The organism is Fuerstiella marisgermanici, assembly GCF_001983935.1.
Lineage (GTDB): Bacteria > Planctomycetota > Planctomycetia > Planctomycetales > Planctomycetaceae > Fuerstiella > Fuerstiella marisgermanici.
The window spans coordinates 1,362,206-1,384,410 of the sequence record NZ_CP017641.1 but is presented as its reverse complement, the minus strand read 5'-3'; the positions used below and the strand labels follow the sequence as shown (position 1 = coordinate 1,384,410).

General features: G+C 56.0%; 16 protein-coding genes. 5 read left to right on the top strand and 11 right to left on the bottom strand.

What is annotated here, in order from left to right:
- Both Fuma_RS05190 and Fuma_RS05185 read right to left on the bottom strand, forming a co-directional pair.
- Positions 1 to 900, bottom strand: coding sequence for a hypothetical protein (locus Fuma_RS05190; protein WP_077023206.1), 900 nt, complete (start codon positions 898 to 900; stop codon positions 1 to 3).
- A gap of 81 nt (positions 901 to 981) precedes the next feature.
- Complete coding sequence (locus Fuma_RS05185) at positions 982 to 2,943, bottom strand: peroxidase family protein (protein ID WP_077023205.1); 1,962 nt, start codon at positions 2,941 to 2,943, stop codon at positions 982 to 984.
- A 271-nt stretch (positions 2,944 to 3,214) separates the two neighbouring features.
- Here Fuma_RS05185 and Fuma_RS05180 point away from each other — a divergent pair, with 271 nt between their 5' ends.
- The 3 genes from Fuma_RS05180 (at position 3,215) to Fuma_RS05170 (ending at position 8,874) form a co-directional block, all read left to right on the top strand.
- Positions 3,215 to 4,648 carry a sulfatase family protein gene (locus Fuma_RS05180; RefSeq protein WP_077023204.1) on the top strand — a complete coding sequence of 478 codons (1,434 nt, stop codon included), beginning with the start codon at positions 3,215 to 3,217 and terminating at the stop codon, positions 4,646 to 4,648.
- A gap of 227 nt (positions 4,649 to 4,875) precedes the next feature.
- A complete protein-coding gene (locus Fuma_RS36530) occupies positions 4,876 to 6,132 on the top strand; it encodes a TIGR03000 domain-containing protein (protein WP_145944000.1) in 1,257 nt (418 codons plus the stop codon).
- Between the two features lie 282 nt (positions 6,133 to 6,414).
- Complete coding sequence (locus tag Fuma_RS05170; RefSeq protein ID WP_077023202.1) at positions 6,415 to 8,874, top strand: HTTM domain-containing protein; 2,460 nt, start codon at positions 6,415 to 6,417, stop codon at positions 8,872 to 8,874.
- Here the strand turns inward: Fuma_RS05170 and trhA are convergent.
- From trhA to Fuma_RS05130, 7 genes are all read right to left on the bottom strand, one after another.
- Positions 8,871 to 9,764, bottom strand: a complete 894-nt coding sequence (gene trhA / locus Fuma_RS05165) for a PAQR family membrane homeostasis protein TrhA (RefSeq protein WP_077023201.1) — start codon at positions 9,762 to 9,764, stop codon at positions 8,871 to 8,873. The genes Fuma_RS05170 and trhA overlap by 4 nt on opposite strands.
- Before the next feature lie 383 nt (positions 9,765 to 10,147).
- On the bottom strand, positions 10,148 to 11,308 hold the full coding sequence (locus Fuma_RS05155; protein ID WP_083731816.1) for a sialidase family protein: 1,161 nt from the start codon (positions 11,306 to 11,308) through the stop codon (positions 10,148 to 10,150).
- Between the two features lie 109 nt (positions 11,309 to 11,417).
- Positions 11,418 to 12,362, bottom strand: a complete 945-nt coding sequence (locus Fuma_RS05150; protein ID WP_077023199.1) for an alpha/beta hydrolase — start codon at positions 12,360 to 12,362, stop codon at positions 11,418 to 11,420.
- Positions 12,363 to 12,523: 161 nt separating this feature from the next.
- Positions 12,524 to 13,690: a hypothetical protein gene (locus Fuma_RS34055; protein WP_083731815.1), complete on the bottom strand. Its 1,167-nt coding sequence runs from the start codon at positions 13,688 to 13,690 to the stop codon at positions 12,524 to 12,526.
- A 40-nt stretch (positions 13,691 to 13,730) separates the two neighbouring features.
- Positions 13,731 to 14,099, bottom strand: coding sequence for a hypothetical protein (locus tag Fuma_RS05140; RefSeq protein ID WP_077023198.1), 369 nt, complete (start codon positions 14,097 to 14,099; stop codon positions 13,731 to 13,733).
- 169 nt (positions 14,100 to 14,268) lie between these two features.
- Positions 14,269 to 14,610, bottom strand: coding sequence for a hypothetical protein (locus Fuma_RS05135; protein WP_077023197.1), 342 nt, complete (start codon positions 14,608 to 14,610; stop codon positions 14,269 to 14,271).
- A 16-nt stretch (positions 14,611 to 14,626) separates the two neighbouring features.
- A complete protein-coding gene (locus Fuma_RS05130) occupies positions 14,627 to 15,850 on the bottom strand; it encodes a M14 family zinc carboxypeptidase (RefSeq protein ID WP_077023196.1) in 1,224 nt (407 codons plus the stop codon).
- 266 nt (positions 15,851 to 16,116) lie between these two features.
- On the opposite strand from Fuma_RS05130, the gene Fuma_RS05125 reads away from it, so the two are divergent.
- The gene (locus tag Fuma_RS05125; RefSeq protein ID WP_077028114.1) at positions 16,117 to 16,539 is read left to right on the top strand and encodes a secondary thiamine-phosphate synthase enzyme YjbQ; all 423 of its coding nucleotides are present in this window, start codon (positions 16,117 to 16,119) and stop codon (positions 16,537 to 16,539) included.
- A 172-nt stretch (positions 16,540 to 16,711) separates the two neighbouring features.
- Here the strand turns inward: Fuma_RS05125 and Fuma_RS05120 are convergent, their stop codons facing one another.
- Together Fuma_RS05120 and Fuma_RS05110 are read right to left on the bottom strand one after the other, a co-directional pair.
- The gene (locus Fuma_RS05120) at positions 16,712 to 18,163 is read right to left on the bottom strand and encodes a BNR-4 repeat-containing protein (RefSeq protein WP_077023195.1); all 1,452 of its coding nucleotides are present in this window, start codon (positions 18,161 to 18,163) and stop codon (positions 16,712 to 16,714) included.
- A gap of 325 nt (positions 18,164 to 18,488) precedes the next feature.
- The gene (locus Fuma_RS05110) at positions 18,489 to 19,748 is read right to left on the bottom strand and encodes a diaminopimelate decarboxylase family protein (RefSeq protein ID WP_077023193.1); all 1,260 of its coding nucleotides are present in this window, start codon (positions 19,746 to 19,748) and stop codon (positions 18,489 to 18,491) included.
- Between the two features lie 626 nt (positions 19,749 to 20,374).
- Here Fuma_RS05110 and Fuma_RS05105 point away from each other — a divergent pair.
- Positions 20,375 to 22,195: a hypothetical protein gene (locus tag Fuma_RS05105; RefSeq protein ID WP_077023192.1), complete on the top strand. Its 1,821-nt coding sequence runs from the start codon at positions 20,375 to 20,377 to the stop codon at positions 22,193 to 22,195.
- The last annotated feature ends 10 nt before the right edge of the window (positions 22,196 to 22,205 follow it).

The window sequence follows — 22,205 nt, the reverse complement described above, 5'->3', positions numbered from 1 at the left end:
CTAACGCGCCGGCGTTGGGGCACCGGTCTGCTTGGTGACATGAATCCGGAATGCACCGCCTTCTGCACCAATCTCAAACCACGTTCGCTGAATCTGATGTTCAGATCGCCCCGCGAAGGCCGTTTCGAGACGCACCAGCTCCTGTTCGAGTTCCTGCGAAAACATGTGTACCACTTTGGCCCCCACGACGTCGACGCCCGCTGTTCGAAACAGGCCTTCATCCAGTTGCTGCAGTTCGCCGCGATTCCAGGTCGTGAAAAATCGACGGTCAGTCGCTACGGACGCCGCTGTATTGGTGATCGCCTGACCGTCGGTGTGGCTCAGATACACGATTCGCCCATCAGGAAAAACGGCTCCCAGTTCGATTCCTAATTGGTCCAGCATGCGAATGTACGAAGCCACATTTCGTGGCGGCTGAACGTCGAATACCCAGCGACGAATGCTGCGTGGTTGGCCAAAAACAGACTGCCCGTCGCCTTCGACTGGCGTGACGCCACCTTGGGGCTGCGGAGCTGTCGGAGGCAACATAGCAGATCCGTCTGCGACGACGGACACAAGGTTGTTCAACATCAGTTCCAACGTCTGACGTGGCGCCGCCGTGTCTTCTTCGTCGACGTGTTCAGGAGACTGGACCACCGCGTTGACAAGAACCCTCTTGTTTTCAACGCGATCGGATTCGATGGCAACGCCTCGGGTGGTCGGCTCGGCGTCATCGCCTGTCGTCGATTGTGCGAAGCTAACCTGCTGCAGCCAGATTGCGATCAATAAGCCGCAGGTCAACGCAAGCAGCAGCAGCCCAGCCAGCAATGCCGACGTGACTCGATCGTAAGCTGTTTCACCAGCGATAGGTGTTCGGCTGGTGACGACGATGCGATGAGGCAGTAATGCAGCGTGACGCATGAGGTTTCTCACTGGCGGAATGAGTGGCACCGTTCATTGTCACAATTCGTCGCCCTCGTGGTCAAGGCGTGCTGACGATTGTCAGGAAATGACGCTTCCATCCAGAAAGAAAACATTCGCCTGCAACGTATCGATCGAGGTATTCCGTTCGATCACGTCGGCCAGCGTTGTGGATTCCACTTCCTGCAGCAGGTCACTTTCCAGAATGTTTTGATACCAGAATCGATCGCCGTCACGCAGCCGAGTAAACTGGTCGGCCAGAATTGTCTGGAAGGTTTCGCCAACGCTGGAACCGTCGACGTGATCCTCCGCCAAGCCGCCGATCCACAGATCGATATTGTCTACGGAACCGTATAGCTGCTCCAGTTTTTGCTGCAGCTCGGTGTCCGATGTGATGTCGGCAAACTCGGTGACCGCTGCCAAGCCGAGTTCCGTTCGGACCTGGTTATAGTCCGCCAGTCCGTGGTCACGACCTCGCTGAATATTCAACGACGCCAGATCGAATCCGCCGTGACCGGGGCCACCGAACAGGAAGTTTCGCACGTCGTCGACGATCATTGTGTCGACTTCGCTGGCCGCTTTGCTGGCCACGCCCCGCAGCAACGAATCGATCCCGTTGTCTAAGATTTCCTGCGGCGCGAAGAATGCGGCCTTCAGGTCCAGAGATCCTTCTGAGGCGGGTGAACCGTCGTTGTTCAGTCGCAGTAATCCCGACGACAGTAATGTGTGCCCGATCCGATATGCGGCCGTAGAAAATTCGTTGGCGATTGTGGGATCAATCGATGCGTCATAGCCAGCGTAGTCGTCGATGGCCGTGCTTCCCAGCAACGCTGGCAGGAATTCGTTGTAAGTAATGGCCTGGATTTCCGAGATCACGATTTCGCGAGTCATCTGAAACAGTTGCTCATCGTTTAGCAACGGATTTTCTTCGGCCAGGTCCGCTGCAATGCGGTTATGTTCTCGCAGCCACAACGTGTGCATCGCGGTCAGTGCCACGTTTTCATTCACTCGGACGTCGCCCGCTAAAAACAGGTTTTCGACATCGTCACCATGGTTTGGAAAATGAGCCTTGTTCAAGGGCAGAAGGTCACCGTCCGAAGTCGCCAGTTGGCCGCCTTCAAAGGTTCGTAGCTCGTCAGCTCGTTCTGCATCCGAACCGTAGACCATGCTGCCATCGATGAACGCGCTGATCTGGTTCACCTGCTGACGTGGATTGTCGATGCTGTCGCCCGTGGTCGGATCAAAAATAGTTCGGTTCATTGGGATTTCAACATTGCCTGTTCCGGACGGATCAAAATGCGGATCGCCTACAGGCACGGGGATGTTGAAGGAATCGTGAGGATAGCCTGGTTCCGACAGGTCAATGTCGTGGTCGACAAACTGCCCCCATAGCCACACAAGATCCGTCAGGCCACGATCGTTGGGCTCAGTGGTTTCCTGTGCCACTACCGCATTGCTGACTTCCCGAGCACCTGGGCGGTCTGCGCCGGCCGGAGTCGAAAAACCGTCGCCGTATTCGGGGGACGTCATTCGAATCAGCAAGTCGTTGGAACTGCCCAGTTCGAAGTCGTTCAGATTGTTGCCGGTCCCGTCGACGCTGCGGTAGTGGGAATGATCAATCCCCAGCAGTTCCGCGATCGAAAACAGCCCATCGTCAAAACGGACGTACTCAATGTCGGTCAACGTATCAGTGCGGCGATCTGTGGAAATCTCCAGAGTTCCGTTGCTGCGGCGGATGACGGAGAATTCGTCGCGATCTGCCCAGTAGACTGCCGTGTCGTCACCCGCGCCGCCGTTGAGCACGTTATCGCCTCGCGCTGAGATCAGCTGATCGTCGCCCGCTCCGCCATTAAGCACATTGTCTCCGACAAGGGCGATCAACCTGTCGTTGCCGACGCCGCCGTCGAGTTGCTCGCAGTAGTCCCACGCAATTTGGACGTGCTCCTGGCTGTTGCCGTCAGCAGCCGGACTGGCCGACATCAACAAAAGTGGTTCGAAGGTTTCAATGGCAGAAGATTTAAGGCGGGCAGGCAGCGGTTTCATGGGGACGAATTCCGTGGCTGAGGTTTGGCGTGGCAGACGGAATCCTCAGCCTGCCAATAAGGAAAATCTATACAATTGGTGCAATGGCGCCGCGGAAAGCACAAAAACAGGCAGGGTGTAGCGGTCGTAGCCGTTGTGCGGAGACGTTGACTTTTGGCATCATCCACGAACGACATACCCCGAATTCGTCACCGTCGAAGTTCCGTTTCGCCTGAGATTCGCGTAAAACGAACTTTCGCCCGGCCCCGATTCACCAGAACGCAGACATCACATGTCCGACGAACGTCCGCACATCATCTTCATCATTACTGACCAGCAGCGCTTTGATACGATCAAAGAACTGGGCTTTGATTACATGCAGACTCCGAACCTCGATCGCCTCGTGCGTGAAGGGACGACGTTCACCAATTGCCATATCTCGGCGCCCAGTTGTGCGCCTTCCCGAGCCAGTTTGTTTACCGGCTACTATCCTCACACCACCGGCATTCTTAAAAACGCCGACCCGTGGAATCATGGCTGGATCGAATCACTGTCGGAGAGCGGTTATCGCTGCATCAACATCGGCAAGATGCACACCTACCCGTACCACACGCCGATGGGCTTTCACGAACGTTACGTTGTCGAAAACAAAGATCGCTACATGGAAGAGCGATACTACTACGACGAATGGGACAAAGCTCTGCACGCTCGTGGACTGGTGAAGCAGCAACGAGAACTCTACCGCAAACGCAAAGACTACAAAGATTGCCTGGGCGCGTTTCTGTGGGAACTTGATGCCGACATGCAGTCGGACAACTTTGTTGGTGACATGGCGACATGGTGGATCGATACCAAACCGAAAGCCGATCAGCCGCTGTTTCTGCAAATTGGATTCCCGGGACCTCATCCGCCGTACGATCCCACGCCGGAGATCGCTGCAGAATACATGGCCAAAGATCTGCCACTGATGGAAGTCACGGATGAAGAAAAGGATGGGCAGCCGCGAGCGTTCAAAGTGCTTCGGCAACACAATTTTGACATCGACCACGACAGCGTCGTCCACAAAGACAACCCAACGGAAGAAGAACGGCATCGTCAGCGAGCGTACTACCTTGCAAACGTGACGATGATCGACACGAAGGTCGGTGAGATCCTTGAGTCACTCGAAAAGAAAGGCTATCTCGAAAACGCAGTTGTCATCTTCACCAGCGATCACGGCGATTGTCTGACCGACCACGGCCACAGTCAGAAGTGGACGATGTACGACATCATCACAAAGATGCCGCTGATTGTGTGGAGTCCCGGTCGTTTCGAAGCCAACAAACGGATTGAAGGACTCTGTCAGCAAATGGACATCGGTCCCGCTATTCTGGAACTGGCCGGACTCACTGTGCCCGCCACAATGGAAGCCAGGTCGCTGCTGCCAGCGCTGGAAGGCAAAGAATGGGACGCTCGCGATTTCGTTTACGCTGAACACGGCAAAGACCACATTCTGGACGGTACGGAATTCGTCACGATGGTCCGCAACAACGAATGGAAGCTGGTCCACTTTATTGACGAAGACGAAGGCCAGCTGTTCGATCTCATCAACGATCCAGACGAAGTCCAGAACCTGTGGTCCGATCCGGATCACGCCGCGAAAAAGCAGAAACTGCTAAGCGAACTGCGAGAATGGCGGATGCGCAGCACGGTCCAAACGGCTGCCTGGGCGGGCGGATTTCGGTAAGAGCGACGAACACCAGAGCGCCTCCACATCCCGTCGGTTTGTAAAATTTGCAAATTAGCCATTCTTTTCCAGTTGACGATCTGCCACGTTCATCTACGTTATCCGGCTATTGAGCTACTCAAATTCAGCCTAACCCTCAAATCCTGCATAACTTGCCTGATGTGAAGGTGCTGTTTTTGGAGCTCGTGGACTTCCGTGATTCATTCAGCGAAGGTAGGGAAGATTTTATGAAACGCATTGCTCAAGTGGGTGGAATCTTCGCCCTGATCGCTGCGGTAACAATCGTGGATGCCACGACAGCAGAAGCTGGTCGACGCAGCCGAGGATCCCACGGTTCTTACGGTTCAAGTGGCGGGCGAGGTTCTTCGGGCGGCTACACACGAGTAAAGGTTCGTCGAGTTCGGTCACGTGGGTCGTCAGGCGGCTCTTCTGGTGGCTACGGATCAAACGGTTCCAGCGGCGGATCGTACGGATCAAGCGGTGGCCACGTCGTATACAGCAGCCAAAGTTCAGGCGGCTCGTATTACGCTCGCAACAGCGGTTCATCGACATACTACGTTCAACGATCCAGCAGCTACTCATCGCAGTCGGTCGTGCATAGCAGTCGCAGCAGTTCCAGCCAGATCGTTCGATCAAACCCTGTGATCGTCCAGCGATCTTCAGCGCGGTCATCGTCACACCCAATCGTGAAGACGACACCAAGTTCACCGCCCGTGGTTACTCAACGGTCGGCTCCTGCGGTAAAGAAAGCTGCACCAGCTGTAAAGAAGGCCGCGCCGGTCGTTAAAAAGGCAACACCAGCAGCTAAGAAACCTGCTCCCGTTGTGCAGAAGCCTGCGGAACAGCCGAAGGCTGCCGTTGTTGAAACCAAGCCAGCGCCAAAGGTTGAGCCAAAGCCTGCTCCAGTTGTGCAGAAGCCTGCAGAACAGCCGAAAGCCGCCGTTGCTGAAACCAAGCCGGCACCAAAGGTTGAGCCAAAGCCTGCTCCTGTTGTGCAGAAGCCTGCGGAACAGCCGAAAGCCGCCGTTGCTGAAACCAAGCCGGCTGCGAAGTCTGCCAAGGCAGATGAGTCTGTTGGCGTGGCGGCTCGAAAGCCAATTGTTAAGCCGGACGTCACAATCGCAGAAAAGACCAGCCCGGTCTCTCTGTCCAAAGTTTTGCCTGAACCGGAAAAGCCGACACTTGGCGAACGCGTTTTCCACGCGAACCCAACTGAGCCTGCCGTTTTGGTCGTCAATGTGCCAGCTGACGCTTCTGTTTACCTGTCAGGCCAGAAGATGTCGATCGAAGGACCAACACGACGGTTTCGTATTCCGATTACGGAAGCTGGTCGTCAGTACCGGTACCCAATTCGCGTAGAATGCGAACGAAACGGCAAGATGCTGACGGCTGAGCAGAGCGAAGTGGTCGCCGCTGGTCGCGTCATCACTGTCAGCGTGGACGAAAGCGAATTGCGACGTCAGTCGAAGGTTGCATCTCGCTAGTTTTCGAGGTTTTACGAATGCATTCCGAAGAATTCACGTGTAGCATGGCAGCCAACCGCCGATCCGGCGGGTCGCCAATTACAACACGCGAATCAGGTCTCAAGTCAGGGTGGACTGAGGCGGAATGGATGTCCTTCGCGACGAGATTGCAGTCGACTGATTTGCACCATTTTGCAAGGCAGACGCTGTAAAAAAAGATTTGCGGAACTCCGCATTGAATAATGGAGCACGGCAGGGCGGTCACGTCCTGCCGTGCTTTTTTTTGCGCCTCGCTGGTCACACATGAGCATCACGTCCGCCAATTCCGTCGTCGACCGCTGCCAGTCGGTGCTGAGTGATGCATGGTCGCAATGGCGTGAATTCTGGTTCAAGCCCGCCGACCCGCTCATGCTTGGCGTGATTCGCATCCTCACGGGCCTGATGCTGACCTACAACCTGTTGGTGTGGTCGTTAGACCTGCGAACGTTTTTCGGTCAGGAAAGCCTTCAACCGCTAGACGCGATCAGGTCTGTCTACCAGTTCGACTACGTATTCTCGTTCCTGTTCTACGTCCCGGATGCATGGCTGGTTCCGGTTCACTGGACGTGCATTCTAATCGCGCTGCTGTTCTGCTTTGGCGTGGGGACTCGAGTCACCGCTGCCCTCGCCTTTTTGATCACGATCTCGTATTCACAGCGCGTCCCCGTGGCCAATTTCGGACTCGATCAAATCCTGGGGATGCTGTGTCTGTATCTTGCGATTGGCCCATCGGGACAATGCCTGTCGGTAGATTCGTGGTGGCGAAATCGGAAGAAGGCGAAGCGGGGCCTGAAGCTTCCAGTTCTCAAACTGGCTTCGGCACGTACGACGCTGCGGCTGATTCAGATCCACATCTGCATCATTTATTTCTGGGCAGGGTTTGCCAAATTGAAGGGAGATTCGTGGTGGACTGGCGAAGCCATGTGGCAGGTCATCGCCAACCAGGAATACCAAACTGCAGATCTCACATGGATGGCACACGTTCCCTGGCTGCCTTACCTGCTGGCGCATGTGACCGTCGCATGGGAAGTCTTCTTCTGCATGATGGTGTGGCGACCACGGTGGCGACCGCTGATGCTGGGTGTCGGGACAATGATGCACATTGGCATCGGCGCATTCCTCGGCATGTGGACGTTCGGCCTGGTGATGACGTTCCCATACCTCGCATTCGCCAAACCGTCTCGCTGGCGCCGACGCCTCGTACTGTGGCCGCGTCAGGAAGTGGAAGAGCAGGCCGAACTGCCATCATCGGAAACTGCCGACGCGCTGGCAGCTGAATCCCCCGCTGGCGAGCTGCCGCCCGAGATTCCGCCTCACCAGGAACTCCAGGAAGCAAAGTCGGAGGATGAGCTCGTCACTGCTGCCGCCAACGAGTTCGGATTGGCAGATGAGACGAACGATCAGCGTCAGGATACTACCGAGTCTGTCGCGGAAGCTTCCGACGCCGATTGGGACATGGAAGCGGACGCAGAACCTGAATTCGCATTAGAGCCCGCGTCAGTAGTCGAAGGGCTCGCTACGCCGGGAACGGCCGATGGCGACATTGCTGCAGATCCATTTGACGCAGATTTGGTCGACTCGGGTGCACCTACGGACGTGCCTGACCTGGTCGAAACCGCCACTCTGGACACCACCCCCACGGTGGCTGCGGAAGAATTCACCACTCCACCGCAGCTAGCCGAAACTTCCCACGCTGTTCAAACTTTTGTCAGCGATCCACTTACAGATGGCAACGAAAATTCGCCCGTGGCAGAAGAATCGATGATTCAGCCACTGGCAGCAACCGCCGAGTCGACAATGGCTGAAAACGACGATACAAAGAATGACAGTGATGAGAGTTCGTCAACGCTGTCTGTAGCCGACATGCTGAAAGGCCTGCCGGATCCACCAGTGATTATTGACCGGCGCACTAATGGAGTGGCACCGTCTGTCCCGGACGAACAATTGACGCCGGATGGAGAAACTGTCGTCCACGTGATGGACGACGACAACTACATGGTCGGGGCAACACCATCGCAGGAAAAGGACTCAGGGGAACGCGATCACGTTCCCGCTGAACCTCAAATTATCCAACCCATATCCGACACAACAACACCTTCGGATAACAAAAATTCGGACGGCCCCGCTGCCTCCGAACCTGATACCACACCTTTCAACTCTGGAGCCACGATGACAAACAACGCCAAAAACACCGAAGGGAAGAACGAGATTTCGACTTCGCGGATGGAACGTATCAAACCGAAATCCGCCAATTCCATGACCGGCGCACCACCACCTCAGGTTGATGGTCATGTGGAAGATTCGGTTCTGGCTCCGGAATCCGAAGTCCTGCTCGTTGCGTTGCACGCTCCGGAACGCAACACGTTCCGCACCTACCTTCGTAAGCACGACATTCCGTGTCGAGCTGCGATGTCGGCTGAAAACGCGGTCTCAATTGTGCTCAACATGAAGCCGGCCGCTGTGCTGCTGTCGGGTTCGTGCATGAATCCCGAAGAGATTCTGACGCTGATCGACGACATCAACGACATGGTCGATGCACCGGTCCTGGCACTGCTGACGGTGTCGCAAATCAACCATCTCAGCAACGACGCGCTGTCTGCCCACGTGCTTCAGTACCCGGCATCACTGCGGCAGGTGCGTGAAGAATTGAGTCTGATTCTGATGGAAGAAGGCAACGCCAAGCCTCGCTGTTCTCTGCGAGCGGCGTTGGCGAATAACGACTAAGCAAGCCCCAGCGAGTATTCGCTGATCACAACGTAGTGGCACGCGCTGCCAAGGATGACCAGCACGTGCCATGTGGGATGGAAGAACCTGTTGCGGTGGTCGTTTGTCAGAAAAATGACCCCCAACAGGTAGCAACAGCCGCCCGCTAAAAACCAGCAAGTCCCCTGGATGCCAAGTGCCCCACACAGTTGCGGCATTGCCAGAATGGGCAGCAGACCCAGCACAACGTAGTACCACACGGGTACCATGTCCTGCTTGGTCACTTTCAGCTTCAGGTAGATTCCTACCAGAGCCATACACCACATCATCACCATCGGCACGTTGCCAAATCCGATCCCGCAGGCATTCAGACTTACGGGCGTGAACGTGGCGGCCATCATGGCAAAGATGCAAATCTGGTCGAGTGTTCGGAAGCTGGTACGCCGTGGTTCGGCGTCGAACGAATGTGACAGAGTCGACGCCGCGTACAATGCGACCAGCGAAATCGCATAGATCCAGCAACCCGCCGTCATCAGGTTAACAGATTCGCAGCGCGTCAGCAGATGGATGGCCCCCAGGACACTCAAGCCAAAGCCCAAGCCGTGAGTTGCCTGATTCATTCCTTCTTCCGTCCAGCGAGAATCGACGGAATCGCTGGTTCCAACGGATGACGCGAAATCAGAGGTTGAAAATTCAGCAGCACAGGTTGATTCAGCCATGACGTCCATGTCGTATTCCGTTACGCAGGATCCAGGTCCCGCGCGAAGAGTGCGTGTCGCGAGAAAGAGCAACAGTTCCGAATTCGCTTTCGAGCGATAGCCATTGTGAGCCACCGCACGAAAATCGCCCCACAGCAGGGCAAGCCCCGGACGACGGCGCGTAGCCTCACCGAATTCGGCCTGCACCGCCATAGCACTTTATCGGGTGAGAAAACCTCGCAACGTTGCTTTCAAAGCCAAATTTTCTGCAGCACAGCCCGCAAGCCTCGCCGACCATCCGTAAGACTCCCGGAGACCATTGGCACGAAATCGATGCCGAGCCGCGAATCTGCAATATCTGCCGATTTGTCCGCTACGAATCAGCGGTGCACGAACAGGAACTGCAGTCGAATGAGTCGCCGTAGTCGCGGCCTTGCCTTGTAGGCAGAGTTCGAAAGATTGGTAATCGCCTGTAGCCGTCGCGACTACAGCGAATTTTGCTGACCTGTGGCCTCAGGACAAGCGTTTCGGACTTTGATGGTTGTTAGTCAGCGCGAATGCAGACGGTGGCGCAGTCTGCAGGTAGGCAACCAGATTTAGCGAGGCAGATCTTCAGGAATGGTGCCATCGCCGGTTGCCTGGCCGCCGAGTATCCAGCTGAGATTAAACCGAGCGACGCTGGATCCTTCACTTTCGAAATGCAGATAGATCCAGCCTTCGGTCGGAGTCCCTGGTCGGCCAGCATTTAGCGACGAATACGCAAAGCGGCCTTCATGAACGAGACGCTTTATCGGCCATGTTCTGCCGCCATCAAAGCTTGCCCACACCGTTCCATGATTCCGCCCTTTGGGACTGTCGCAGTTGCTGTAGATCAGAATGTCTTTGCCGGCAACCGGAAGGCGAACCAATCCGCCCATGCACCCGTACGTTGTATCCTGCGGCCCGTCGGGGAGCACTTCGCAAATTGACGCCTCGCCCCACGTCGCGCCACCATCGTCGCCAATAGCAACCCAGCGCCGCATTGGGCTCTTGCCTTCGGGTGCCCAGTGGCGACGCGAGTTGTAATAGATGCGTCCATCGGAAAGCTCCGCGACGCAGGCCTCGCCGGTACCTTTCTCAGAGAACGGTTCGCTGGTCTGCCACGTCTTCCCACCATCATCGCTGAACATGGCATTGGTGTAGTGAGTGGGAAATAGGCTCTCGGGGCGGTTGCCCTTTCCGTAGTTTCGCGATGGCCTGATTAACCGCCCCTTGTGTTTTCCGTGTCGCAGCGTGATTCCATGTTCGTTCATATGCATCGCAGGCATTTTGCCTTTGCTGTCAGGATGGATCGTCACCTTGTCGGCATTCCATGTTTTGCCATCGTCTTTGCTACGGTACACACTAAGGGGTGCAGGCGGATGATTGTCTTCGACGAACGCCAGAATATCGCCCGTCGATTCATCGACAGTGGTGCCTCCACCATGAATACCTTCGCCAATCGAAATTTCGTCGCCCCACGTTTTGCCGCCGTCCTCACTGCGTTTCACGCGAACTTGTTTGGCTCCGAATGTCGCCAGTACCGTCCCGTTCACGGTGACGGCGACGTTTGGGAAACGGCCGACCTCGAAGACCTGCACCGTTTCAAGTTGTGGTTTGCCGACGAACGCCTGCAGGTCGACTTCGAGTGGTTTTTCTGCCGCGTTGAGTGTTCGGGCATGTGTCAGGCAGGTGACGAAAACGGTCGTCAAGAAGAATAAATTTCGTCTGTGCGTCATTGTGATATTTCTATTTGTGTGGAATGCAAAAAGTGCTGGACCGCTTGGCAACGCGGGCCTCACCGCGCTGCTTCAGAACAACGGTCAGTACAGCGCGCCTGCTGTTATCCTAATCAAGCCACTTGGCGCGGCGGAGCCAGGCTTCGCACGCAACGGTCCAGCGAGTGACCGGCAGGTCCTGATTCCTGCGCAGCCCGTAACCGTGGCCACCGGCGTCGTACACGTGCAACTCCGATGCAACGCCCGCTCGTTTCAGTGCCAGCAACAAGTTGGCCGTCCCCTCAACAGGGACGAAGTCGTCGAAGGCGTGCACGATAAACATTGGTGGCGAATCCGATGTGACGGGGTCATTCGCGTCGAGCTCCGGACTACTGTCGGATTTGGCTTTATCGTTCGCGCCTCCGTCCGATCGTGGAAGACCGGCTGAGTAGATAAGAATTGTTCGATTCGGACGCGAAGGGTTTTCGTCGACAGCATCAACCGATTCGTAAAGCCGTTTCTTCGCGAGCGATGTCTTGAAGGCCGTCACGCCGCCCGCCGAAAAGCCGAGAATCCCGACTTTTGTCGGGTCGAGCTTCCATTCTTTCGCATGATGTCGCACCAGGCTCATCGTACGTTGAGCGTCCTGCACCGGAGCCAGCCAGCGGACATCCTGGTCGCGCGTCGGCACGCGGTATTTCAGAACAATGCCCGCGACTCCCAGAGTATTAAGCCACTGCGCGACTTCCGTCCCTTCCAGATCCCAGGCCAGAATGCTAAACCCACCGCCCGGACAGATGACGACAGACGCCCCTGTTCTTCGATTCACCGGCGGCAGATAAACATGAGCCTGCGGCGTTGAAACGTTCCCCAATCGAATGACTCTTTGGCCCGCAATAAGCTGGTCGCCATCCTTCGTCTTGTCCTGTTCAGGTCCAACGTCACGATTTTCGCCTGGTGGCTTGGCCGGCCAAAGATCAATCACCTGATCAGGTTGGTCGGCGTTGACCTGTTTCGCGCTGTTCACAAACAGCAGAACGACAACGGCAAACACAATTCTCTTTCGATGACTCATCAGTTCCTCCAGTTCTATGTCTGTGCTTTTATGACAAATTGGCTATTGCCTGGCCAGGGCTCACTCATAATCAGGTGTTGACGAACCGCTGACCAGATTCATGACAGCATGACTCGTCGCCGTACACCGAGAACCGGGTGCATGTCAGGAGTTGTATTGAATTAGGGGGCTTGGGATTTTCGTGTGGCGCGTCTAAGGGTGAGTTGGCCGGGGCGGTTTGTCAGTAGGCGGACAAGACGATCATCATCGCTCAGTGCGGCTGCGCGGATTTTCAGGATGGCTTCGGCGCCTGAGGGGTTGTTCCAGAACATCTCCGTACCCTTCACGCGATAGTTTAGCTCCTTCACTGCGGATTCCATCCACGCACTCGTTGTCGGCAGACCCTCGCAGCGGTAGGTCACGTAGTCCATTCGGCTCGTGTTGTTCTCCAGATAGCCGATTTCAAGACGCAGCCGTTCTCGAGGGTCATCGTCGCTGGCGTCGTCGGGTGGATTACCGATGCTCTGCTGATGAAATTTCAGCTCGTCGATCACCGAAGCGACGTCGCTTTGCCACACGCGAATCATCCAGTCCGTGTAGGCTTCCCATGCCTCTTCCCCTTTTCCAAAACACGCCACCGAAGCGCTGAATAGATGACTCACCGAATGCACGAAATCAAGAATCGCAACGTAGTCGTGAAAGTGGGTTTTCTGAATCGTCCAATTGCACGGCAGACCGTCGCCAACGAACGCTTTTCGCGGTGCTTCATCGAACCGGCGACGCTGTGCTTCGCGACGCATTTGCGTCCCGAAGTCCTGCGACGATTTCATGCTCGACACAAACGTGCGCAGCAGACGTCGCGGTTTGTGAGTATCGTCGTCAGTCCGTTCGGCGGTGTCCTCGGTGGCCGTCGGTTCATTGACGCAATCATCGTTTCGAACTGTGTCTTCATTGATTTTCGCTGATTCCGCCAACTTCGCCACGTGATCCGAATCAAGAAAACAGCGCGGCGGGTCAGGGTGAGGATCGACGTCACTCGGTGTGCTCGACGCACTCACGAAGATCGCGTTCTTCGTTTCGTTCCAGCCTTTGCCGTCCAGATGAACGCCTGGTCCGCAGCCGGTTTTGCGAGTGCGAATGCGGCCGCCGTCGAACTCCACAATCCCCAGCGAAGGAACCGGAACCTCGCCTTCGATGACACCTTCCCACTGCTGCGCTTCGGCGACAGCAAGGTCGTCGCCAACGTCCATGCAGATGCGTTCCACCGTGTTGATCGAAACGCTCAGCCCCAGCAGTCGGTCGGCCACAATTTTTACGCGTTTCAACGATCGCGTTTCCGCGTTCAACACGACGAGCTGTCTTTTGAAGCCCGGTGTCGATTCGCGTGCGTCAAATCCCAGTGCCGTCCGTTGAGGGAAAAAAAGATCGGCGACACCGACCACAGAACGCAACCGTTTCCATCAGTTCGACAGGCCCGTCAACAGACGTGACCTGTCGGGAATTCGATTCGGCGGGACACTTGTTGCGACACTCCGGACACACCGCTTCCGTCGCGTGATTCGCCGAAACCTGCGCTATTCGATCCTGCTGAACCATGCGACTGAGCCGTTGACCCACATCATGGGCGGCAGTTTCGATCTGATCATAATGAGGCGTGCCGGGCCCCTGTTCGCGCCGCTGAATCTGACTGGCAACATCTGCCGCCTGCCTGAGAATCTCGGCGAGCCTGTCGTCCAGTTCCTGCTGTTTCGCGTCCATGCGAGTCTCCTTGGAAAGAACCCAGTTTTCCTGACCGCGCACAGCTTAATACATTTCTGCCAATATCTGACATTGACTTTCAAAATCAAAATCCAACCCCACAATCCCTGACATGCACCCCCGAGAACCATTCCTTGAGATCCGGGCTTCCCACACGATACATCTTCCGCTACGGTTGCAGCTGCTTGCGAACTTCCGCCGGAGGAGTCCACCCGATGCGTCGAACGACGTCAGGTGTGTATTCGCACGAGATAGCAAACAGGTCACTCTTCGCCGCAACTTCTGGTGGGATATTGACCTGCACCTGAGTAAATCCGTTCGCGAACCAGGACTGCCAACCGTTGGTGTCACTTTGACTAAGCACACGACCGTTCAGCTTCACCGCGTCGATCACAGGCTTGCGATAGGGGATTCGCAAGCGGAACCCGATGCCATGCTCAAGCGGTTTCGCCGCTTCGTCTGGTGACCGAGCTTTATCGATGGCGAGCAGCGCTTCGGGGCCTGAACGCACCAGTTTTTGAAACGCGTCAGCGTCCGGTGGCGTTCAACAGAAACTCGTCGAGTTCCTTACTGAAGACTTTGCCGGCCGCTGCTGATGTTGCCACAAAGTAAGTGGCCCGCCCATCCGTTTGAGGGTACAGCACAGCCTGAGTAAAACGCCCCTGCTGCTGCCAAAGTTCCACTCGGCTGCGACGTCGAGCCGCCGCGGTTTCACCATACGCCGTCACATAGTTTCCGATGAACGCTTTGACGCGATCAACCGGGTACCCTTCATGAGGTTCACTCTGCCAGCGGTTGTTTCCGATTTGCAATAACCCGCGAAGACGCGCCACGCCGCTTTGTTCCCAAGCGATTTCAAACGCGCTAACCATCGTGTGATATTTTGCATAGCCATATTGAGCGGTGTAGAAATTGGGCTGGCCGCGCCAGGTGCGGTCGGCGATCGGGCTCATCACCGGACCATGAAAAGACCGCTGCCCGTCAGCTTCAAACCGGTCGGATGGAAAACCTGCCTCTTCGCCCGCCTTGATGACGGCTTCAGTGACTCGCCAATCCCACGGACGCAAGGCGTAATTAGAATACGCCGAACCAGTGACCTCAAACATGATCTGGCCTTGGTAGCGTGTGCGATCACCGAGTTTTTCGAGTGGATACTCTTGCAGACCGGTGCCGTGCATGTCGGCATGGACCTCGGGATGCCAGCGGTCGACGACCTCCAGGACCGCCTTTACCTCCGGTGCCTTGTCCAGCGATTTGTATTCCAGCTTTTTCAGATCCCAGTGCTGTGGTCCGCCCCCCGTGTAGGGATCGATCTTCGCCTGATTTAAAAAACGATCAGTCTGGAAGAAAGACTCGGGATGGTTAATGGGCATGATCAGCAGAATTTGCTTCCGCCGAGTTTCACGGGCCTGTTCAGAATCCCCCAGCAGCCACTCAATGAAGTGTAACACCGTGGTCGTTCCGGATCGTTCCGGACCGCCATGCAGCGACGTCACGAGTGCAACCTGCTTCAGTTCATCGTCCACATCCGGGTCGGTGATCTTCAGCAAATACAATCCAAGGCCGGTCGCAGATTCGCCAACACGGTTAAGCGCGACAATGTCCGAATGTTTCTGAGCCCAAAACTTGAGCGTCGCCTCGTATTCTTCGAGTGTGATTCGATGCACGCGTTCCGGATTCACCGGATCAGCGGCGAACACAGATGACCAGAGGGCACACAGAGTCACGCTCAATAACAGTTGGCGGTTCATGGCAAGTCGCTAAGCAGGTAGGAATGGTGCGGAGTGATGGCGGAAAATTGTACTGCAAATGGCACGCTCGTTCACGCAACGCCTTGCTTATCGAATCCCACCGCCAATCAGCATTCCGTCTTCGCAGCCCTCGCTGCTGCGACGCAATGAAACGTGCCGCGTACCTTTGCGATTCCAGCGACACTTATTAGCATCGAGCGGAACGCATCCCAAAACACTTCCTGCATCGTCACTTGTTGCAGGCCTACTACACTGAGGTCGCCCTGATGAAATCGCTGACTAAAGAACTCTGGATGAACGTGCCTGAACGTCGAGCCATCGTGTCACTTCATCAGGAGGTTGCCGACCTGGTGGCCGAAAGCGGTGTTCAGGAGGGGCTTGTCCTGGTGAACGCAATGCACATCACGGCATCCGTGTTCATTAACGACAACGAACCGGGGCTACATCGCGACTACGACAGATGGTTGGAGGAACTGGCCCCGTTCGATGCGTCGCCAGAACGCTATCACCACAACCGCACCGGAGAAGATAACGCGGACGCTCACCACAAACGCCAGGTAATGGGCCGAGAAGTGGTGGTTGGCATCACGGACGGAAAATTGCATCTGGGCCCGTGGGAACACATTTTCTACTACGAATTTGACGGACGTCGCAGGAAACGTGTCCTGGTCAAGATCATCGGCGAGTAGCAAAACAGCTCCCCACCACAATGGCAACACAGGTCCTTCGAGTGTGGCATGGGTTCGACTAAGCGAAGCGAAGGAAATCCCGGGTTTTACTCGTTCTTCGCTCCAACCCGGGCCACACACTTCGCTTCCAATGCCACAAGGACCTATTCAGTATGAGGAGGTGTCGCTCACATCATTCAATACGTTGTGGTTTTGCCGTTGTGGCTTCCATCGTTTCGGGCATTCGAAAAACGTCGCCGGCTGAGTTTGCGAAATGCAGCCGTGAATTTGATGGCTGGCGGCCATGTCCATCGGCCCAGATTGCGACAAAATCCGGGTGGGCATTCAGCGATCGGCGAACGTAGGTGTGATTCATCGGGCTGTTGCTGGTCATCTGTCGCAGCTTCGCCCATGTGGCCCCCTGATCGTCGCTTTTCCACATCGCGACCTCGCCGCCGGGGTTGTAAGGTTGAGGTCCCGTTTCCGTCGGGCCGATGACGCGCCAATCATCAGCGGCCATCATCCAGAGTTCGCCGAAGTCATAGTTGTTGTCGGAAGTCGTGATCGGCGACAACTTCCAGTCATCACCCGTCCAGCGAGCCAGCATCCACGTGCGGGGATCGTTTTGGGTGCCGGACTGATAACCTTTGCTGGTGATGTAAAGCAGGACCGGTCGATCCTGATCGTCGAAGCGAAGATCCTTCAAATACACGTTCAGCCCCTCGGCTTCATAGTCGTGAATCAAGGCCTCATTCGCTGCGTCAGTCAGAGGAAGTGTTAATGCACGTCCGCCTGCCGTCTGCCATGTCTCACCGTTGTCAGGTGTTTCCAGGTAATAGAGGTTCGTTCGCCAGTTGAGCCCCTTTCCTTTCGGATGATAATTGAACATTGAACCGAGTCTGGACCTGCCAATCCCGGTGATCTGGTAGTGGCCCTCATCGATCGCCGCCAGACGCTTCCACTCACTCCACTGCCGTCCATCTGGGCTGCTCATGAAGCAGATGGTGCGAGCGGCCGGGTACTTGTACCGCGTGAAGAAGGCGTGAAAGCCGTCGGCAGAATGCCACATCTGCATGTAGGAAAAATTCGTAATCGGCTCACGCGCGTCACCGTCCGCTCGTGTTGCATCAACTTGTTCGAATTCATCGATATCGAACGGACGCTTGCTGCGGTGAATGTACGAAGGCCGCGCCAGACCGTGTGAAGTTGAGAAGATCCAGATGTGCCCATCGGCGTCGACAGAAATAACCGGATTGTCGTGCGCGTCGTTCGTCTTCTTGTCCAGCAGGATTGTGGGCTGCGGAACCGTTTTGGTGGCGTGGTCAAAGTACGACACCATGTGCATCAGTTTTCGGCTATTCCCCGCGACCGCACCGCCATAGCAAAAGAAAGTCTTGTTCACTTCTTCGCAGTAGATCGCGAACGGCCGGTGTTTGGCACAGTATGTCCCCAGACCGCCACTATACTTGTAGACATATTCATCGTTCGACGGCTGGTTCATGTACCAAATGCCGCGATAGCCGTCTGCCTTTTCGTTCAGCGTGACAGAGGCGGGGGCTTGGCCAAAACCGACGGCGTTCAGCACCACGACGCTACAAACACACACAATGATGCGGCATAGATGCCGCTTTGAACCCAATGTCATGATAAACCGAATCAGCTAACAGAGTGATTGAACCAGTTGATCGCAACAAGACGGGCGTTTGATGGGGCCGCCTCGTCGCATTCGCCTGCAACGACGATAGTGGGCTCGCGTCCAGATTTGAAGCGAGCAGCGACGTGAATGAGTTCGCCGGCTCTGAGCTGTGGGCGCACGAACGGCGCGGAGCTTGATCACGCCGACAACTTGACGCCGCGCGCTGATACACAGTTTGACTGTTCGGCAAAATCTGAAGGGCCGCCCAATCACCGAAGTACAATCGCGATGAAGCTTCAGAAGTGCGAGATCGCCTTATCGCTCGACTGACAGATCATCCGCCAAACGGCGCGAAGTCCAGAGTTGCGAAGTAGTCGTCATAGGTTTCGGCTCGGCGGATTTGTCTGACGTCGCCATTTTCCTGAAGCAGCAGTTCTGCGCTTCGTAGCTTGCCATTGTACTGGAAGCCCATCGCGTGGCCGTGAGCTCCAGCGTCGTGAATCGCCAACAGGTCGCCTCGTTCGATCGCTGGCAGTTCCCGTTCGATCGCAAACTTATCGTTGTTCTCACACAGCGAACCAACCACATCCACTTTGCGATCGGCGGCCGCGTCTTCTTTTCCCAAAACTGTAATGTGATGGTAGGCTCCGTACATGCCCGGCCGCATCAGATTGGCCATGCATGCATCAACACCCACGTAGTCACGATAAATGTGTTTGTGGTGAATGCACTCGGTGATCAAATAACCGTGCGGCCCGGTGATCACGCGGCCGTTTTCCAAAACCACGCGTAGTGGATCGAGTCCAGCTGGCACGATCATTTCTTCGTATAAGGCTCGCACTTCGCTGCCGAGTTTCGCCAAATCGACGGGTGATTCTTCGGGCCGGTATGGAATGCCGATGCCGCCGCCGAGGTTTACGAATTCGATTCGCACGCCAACCTGCTTCTGAATGCGAATGGCAAGGTCGAACAACATCCGCGAGGTTTCGACGAAGAAGCTGCCGTCCAATTCGTTACTGGCGACCATCGTATGCAGGGCGAACCGCTTTACGCCTCGCTGCTTCAGCATTTCGTAACCTTCAAAAAGCTGAGCTTCTGTAAAGCCATACTTGGCCTCTGAAGGATTTCCGATAATCACGTTGCCTGTACGAGCGGGGCCGGGGTTGTAACGGAACGAAACCAATTCAGGCAGCCCGACCGTCTTATCGGCGTAGTCGATGTGGGAGATGTCGTCGAGGTTAATGACGGCGCCGACGTCTTTCGCGGCCTTGTACTCGCTGGCCGGAGTGTTGTTCGACGTGAACATGATCTCTTCACCGTGAAGCCCGACTTTGTCGCACAGAGTCAGTTCTGCCGGGCTGGAGCAATCGCCGCCCAGGCCCTCTTCTTTCACGATTTGCAAAATGTGCGGGTTCGGCGTCGCTTTAACAGCGAAATAGTTCCGAAAGCCATCGACCCACGAAAAGGCGCTGTTAAGCTGCCGGCACGTTTCGCGAATCCCCTTCTCGTCGTACAAATAAAACGGCGTTGGATACTTTTCGGCGATGGCCTTGATGGTCGCTTCGTCGAATGGCAGAGATTTGGTGTTGGGCATGAATGGCTGTTTCGTGGTGATTCGTCTATCGGGCGTCACGCCGAATTGGCAGTTAACACGCAGTGAATGGACCGCAGTTTGGGGGCGAGGTTCACGCAATTCAACTTCGGCCGGGTGCCGATTTTGCAGAACCGGCCAAGCGACATCCGGCTCGCAGTTTTGAGAAGCGGAAATCCGTAGCGAAGACGGCGACCGACCGCTGAAATGGGGGTTTGTCGTGTTTAGGACCTGCCTGTTTGAGGCGATCTGCGTTCAGACTCAGAGTGACAAATCCAGACCCACCCGGGGGGGGCGACTTAAGATCCGACTACTGCCGCAAACCATGCGCCTCTCTCCGGCTGCTGCGACGGGTGGAGGAAGAGCCGGAATAATCGTTTCAAGCGGTCCTCAGCGCCGCTGTCGATGTACGTCCAGTTTCTGTAGTCCGACCTGATTGCCGCCCGATCAAGCCAGTTTGCCGGAAAAGACGATCAGAAAAACAGTGAGATCTGTTACGTCGTCGTGCATCAATCATCGCTGGCGCGGCGGTAATCTCTGGACGTGGTGCGGTTACAACATCAAGATGAGTGTCGATGCCGCCGTTAGCGCGGTTCAGGCTGATACAGTGCGAAACGGTAAACGGTTGCATGAATAAGACTCTCCTTAACTCAGTTCACATCTTCAGAGTTCGTCCTTCGGCGACAGTGCGGCTGTGTACCGTCGCCATCTTGCTGATGACGGGGGCCATCGGGGCCGCTCAGCCGGAAGACGCGGCCCCAGCGAGCGACGATCTGTTCTTCTTCCGCCCGAACACTCCTGAACGGCAGGTCCGAGGAGCGATTTTGGCGGAACGACTGGATCGACCAGACCTGGCACTCGGGTATCTGAATGACCTGATCGATGCGAATCCGTCGGCCGAACAGCTTCGTAAACTGAGGACGGAATTCGGGATCGGCGCCTTCCTCAAACTAAGTGCGGCACCGCTGCTGCAACCGGCTTCTGGTGAACTGCTAAAAATGGTTAATGAAGCGACTCACGAGCCCGCACCGACTGCCGACGCTGTCGAGGTGCTTATTCAACAGCTGGGGCGGTCCCAACAGCAAACAACAGAAGCCGCCTTGAAGATTCTCGCAGCCGAAGACGCAGCCGTTGTCCCGCTCCTTGCCGCGGACCGTGAAACGCCTCAGGGTGATCTGGCCGCTGGACTTCTTAACAAATACGTGCGTCGGTACCGTCGCGGGCTTGTGGCCGCTTTGCCCGACGCCGACGAAAGCACTGCCGTTCGAATCCTTACCTTGCTGAGTCAAACCGCTGCTCCTGAGCTTTCACTGGATGTCCTGCCGTATCGATTTTCTGAATCGTCTGAGATTGCTGCAGCGGCCAAACTTGCGTTAGAGAAACTGCAGGCTGATCCCGCGTGGGGCTCGTCGCGCGAGCAGGCCGTGACAGTGTTGCTGTACGAAATTCAACGACTACTAACGTTGGCTGGGAAGGACTTTCCAGCAGACAGCGACGTGCTGGCCGAACAGGCGCTCGCTCGGCAACTATCGACAACCAGTGCGCCTCAGAAGATCGCGGCTGTGGAGCCTGACGCAGAAGAATCTGCCGAACGACCATACGGCAGCGTGTACCTTGCCCGTGCCGTTGGGCTGGCGAGTAAAGCGGCGATTGTTGATCCGAATTCGCAAGCCGTGCTGGCCGCTCAAGTGGCGACTCAGGCGGCAGAACAATCATGGCCCGCACAGTGGCCGGAAGTCACAGACGCTGACGTCGAAGACGACTCCATCGGTGCTGACACATTCGCGGAAGCATTGGAATTGGCTGTTTCAACGAAAAACCCGGGCGCGATTCTGCCATTATTGGTCCGTCAGAATCTGGCCGTGAACGTTGCACAGCAGCACCCAAAGCTACTGCGAGAGTCGCTACTGTGCGGCGATGTTCGAGTGCGTTTGTTGGCCGCGGCGGTGGCAAAACGTGGTGAATTAACGAACCTGCTGAGTCGCCAGACGATCAAAGCCGCCGTGGCCGGAAGCCCGCAACCGGAAGCCGTGGTCATTGATTCTCGCGCAGGTGAAAGTTCCGCAGTCGCTGGCGTGCTGACCGACATGAACTACCGTGTCGCGGCCAGAAACACGGGGCGGTCCGGCTTCGAAGCGGCGGCAGCTCAATTGCAGTGTGAGCTCATTCTTGTGCACAGCAACTGTTTGCGTTGGTCGCTGTCCGACACGATCACCAACCTTCGTGCCGATTACCGAACTCAAAATTCGCCCATCATCATTTACGGCCCGGCCGCCCATGAAGAAACGACAGATACGATTCGGACAAGATTTCGTGGCGTATGGTTTGTTCCGGAACCCATTTCCGTGGTGACGCTTCCAGACACGCTGCGGTTGGCCAATTTTCCACCGCCATCGCTGTCGACAACAGAGCGACAACAAATGATCCGCTTCGCACGGACACTGCGGTAGACGGCCGTTG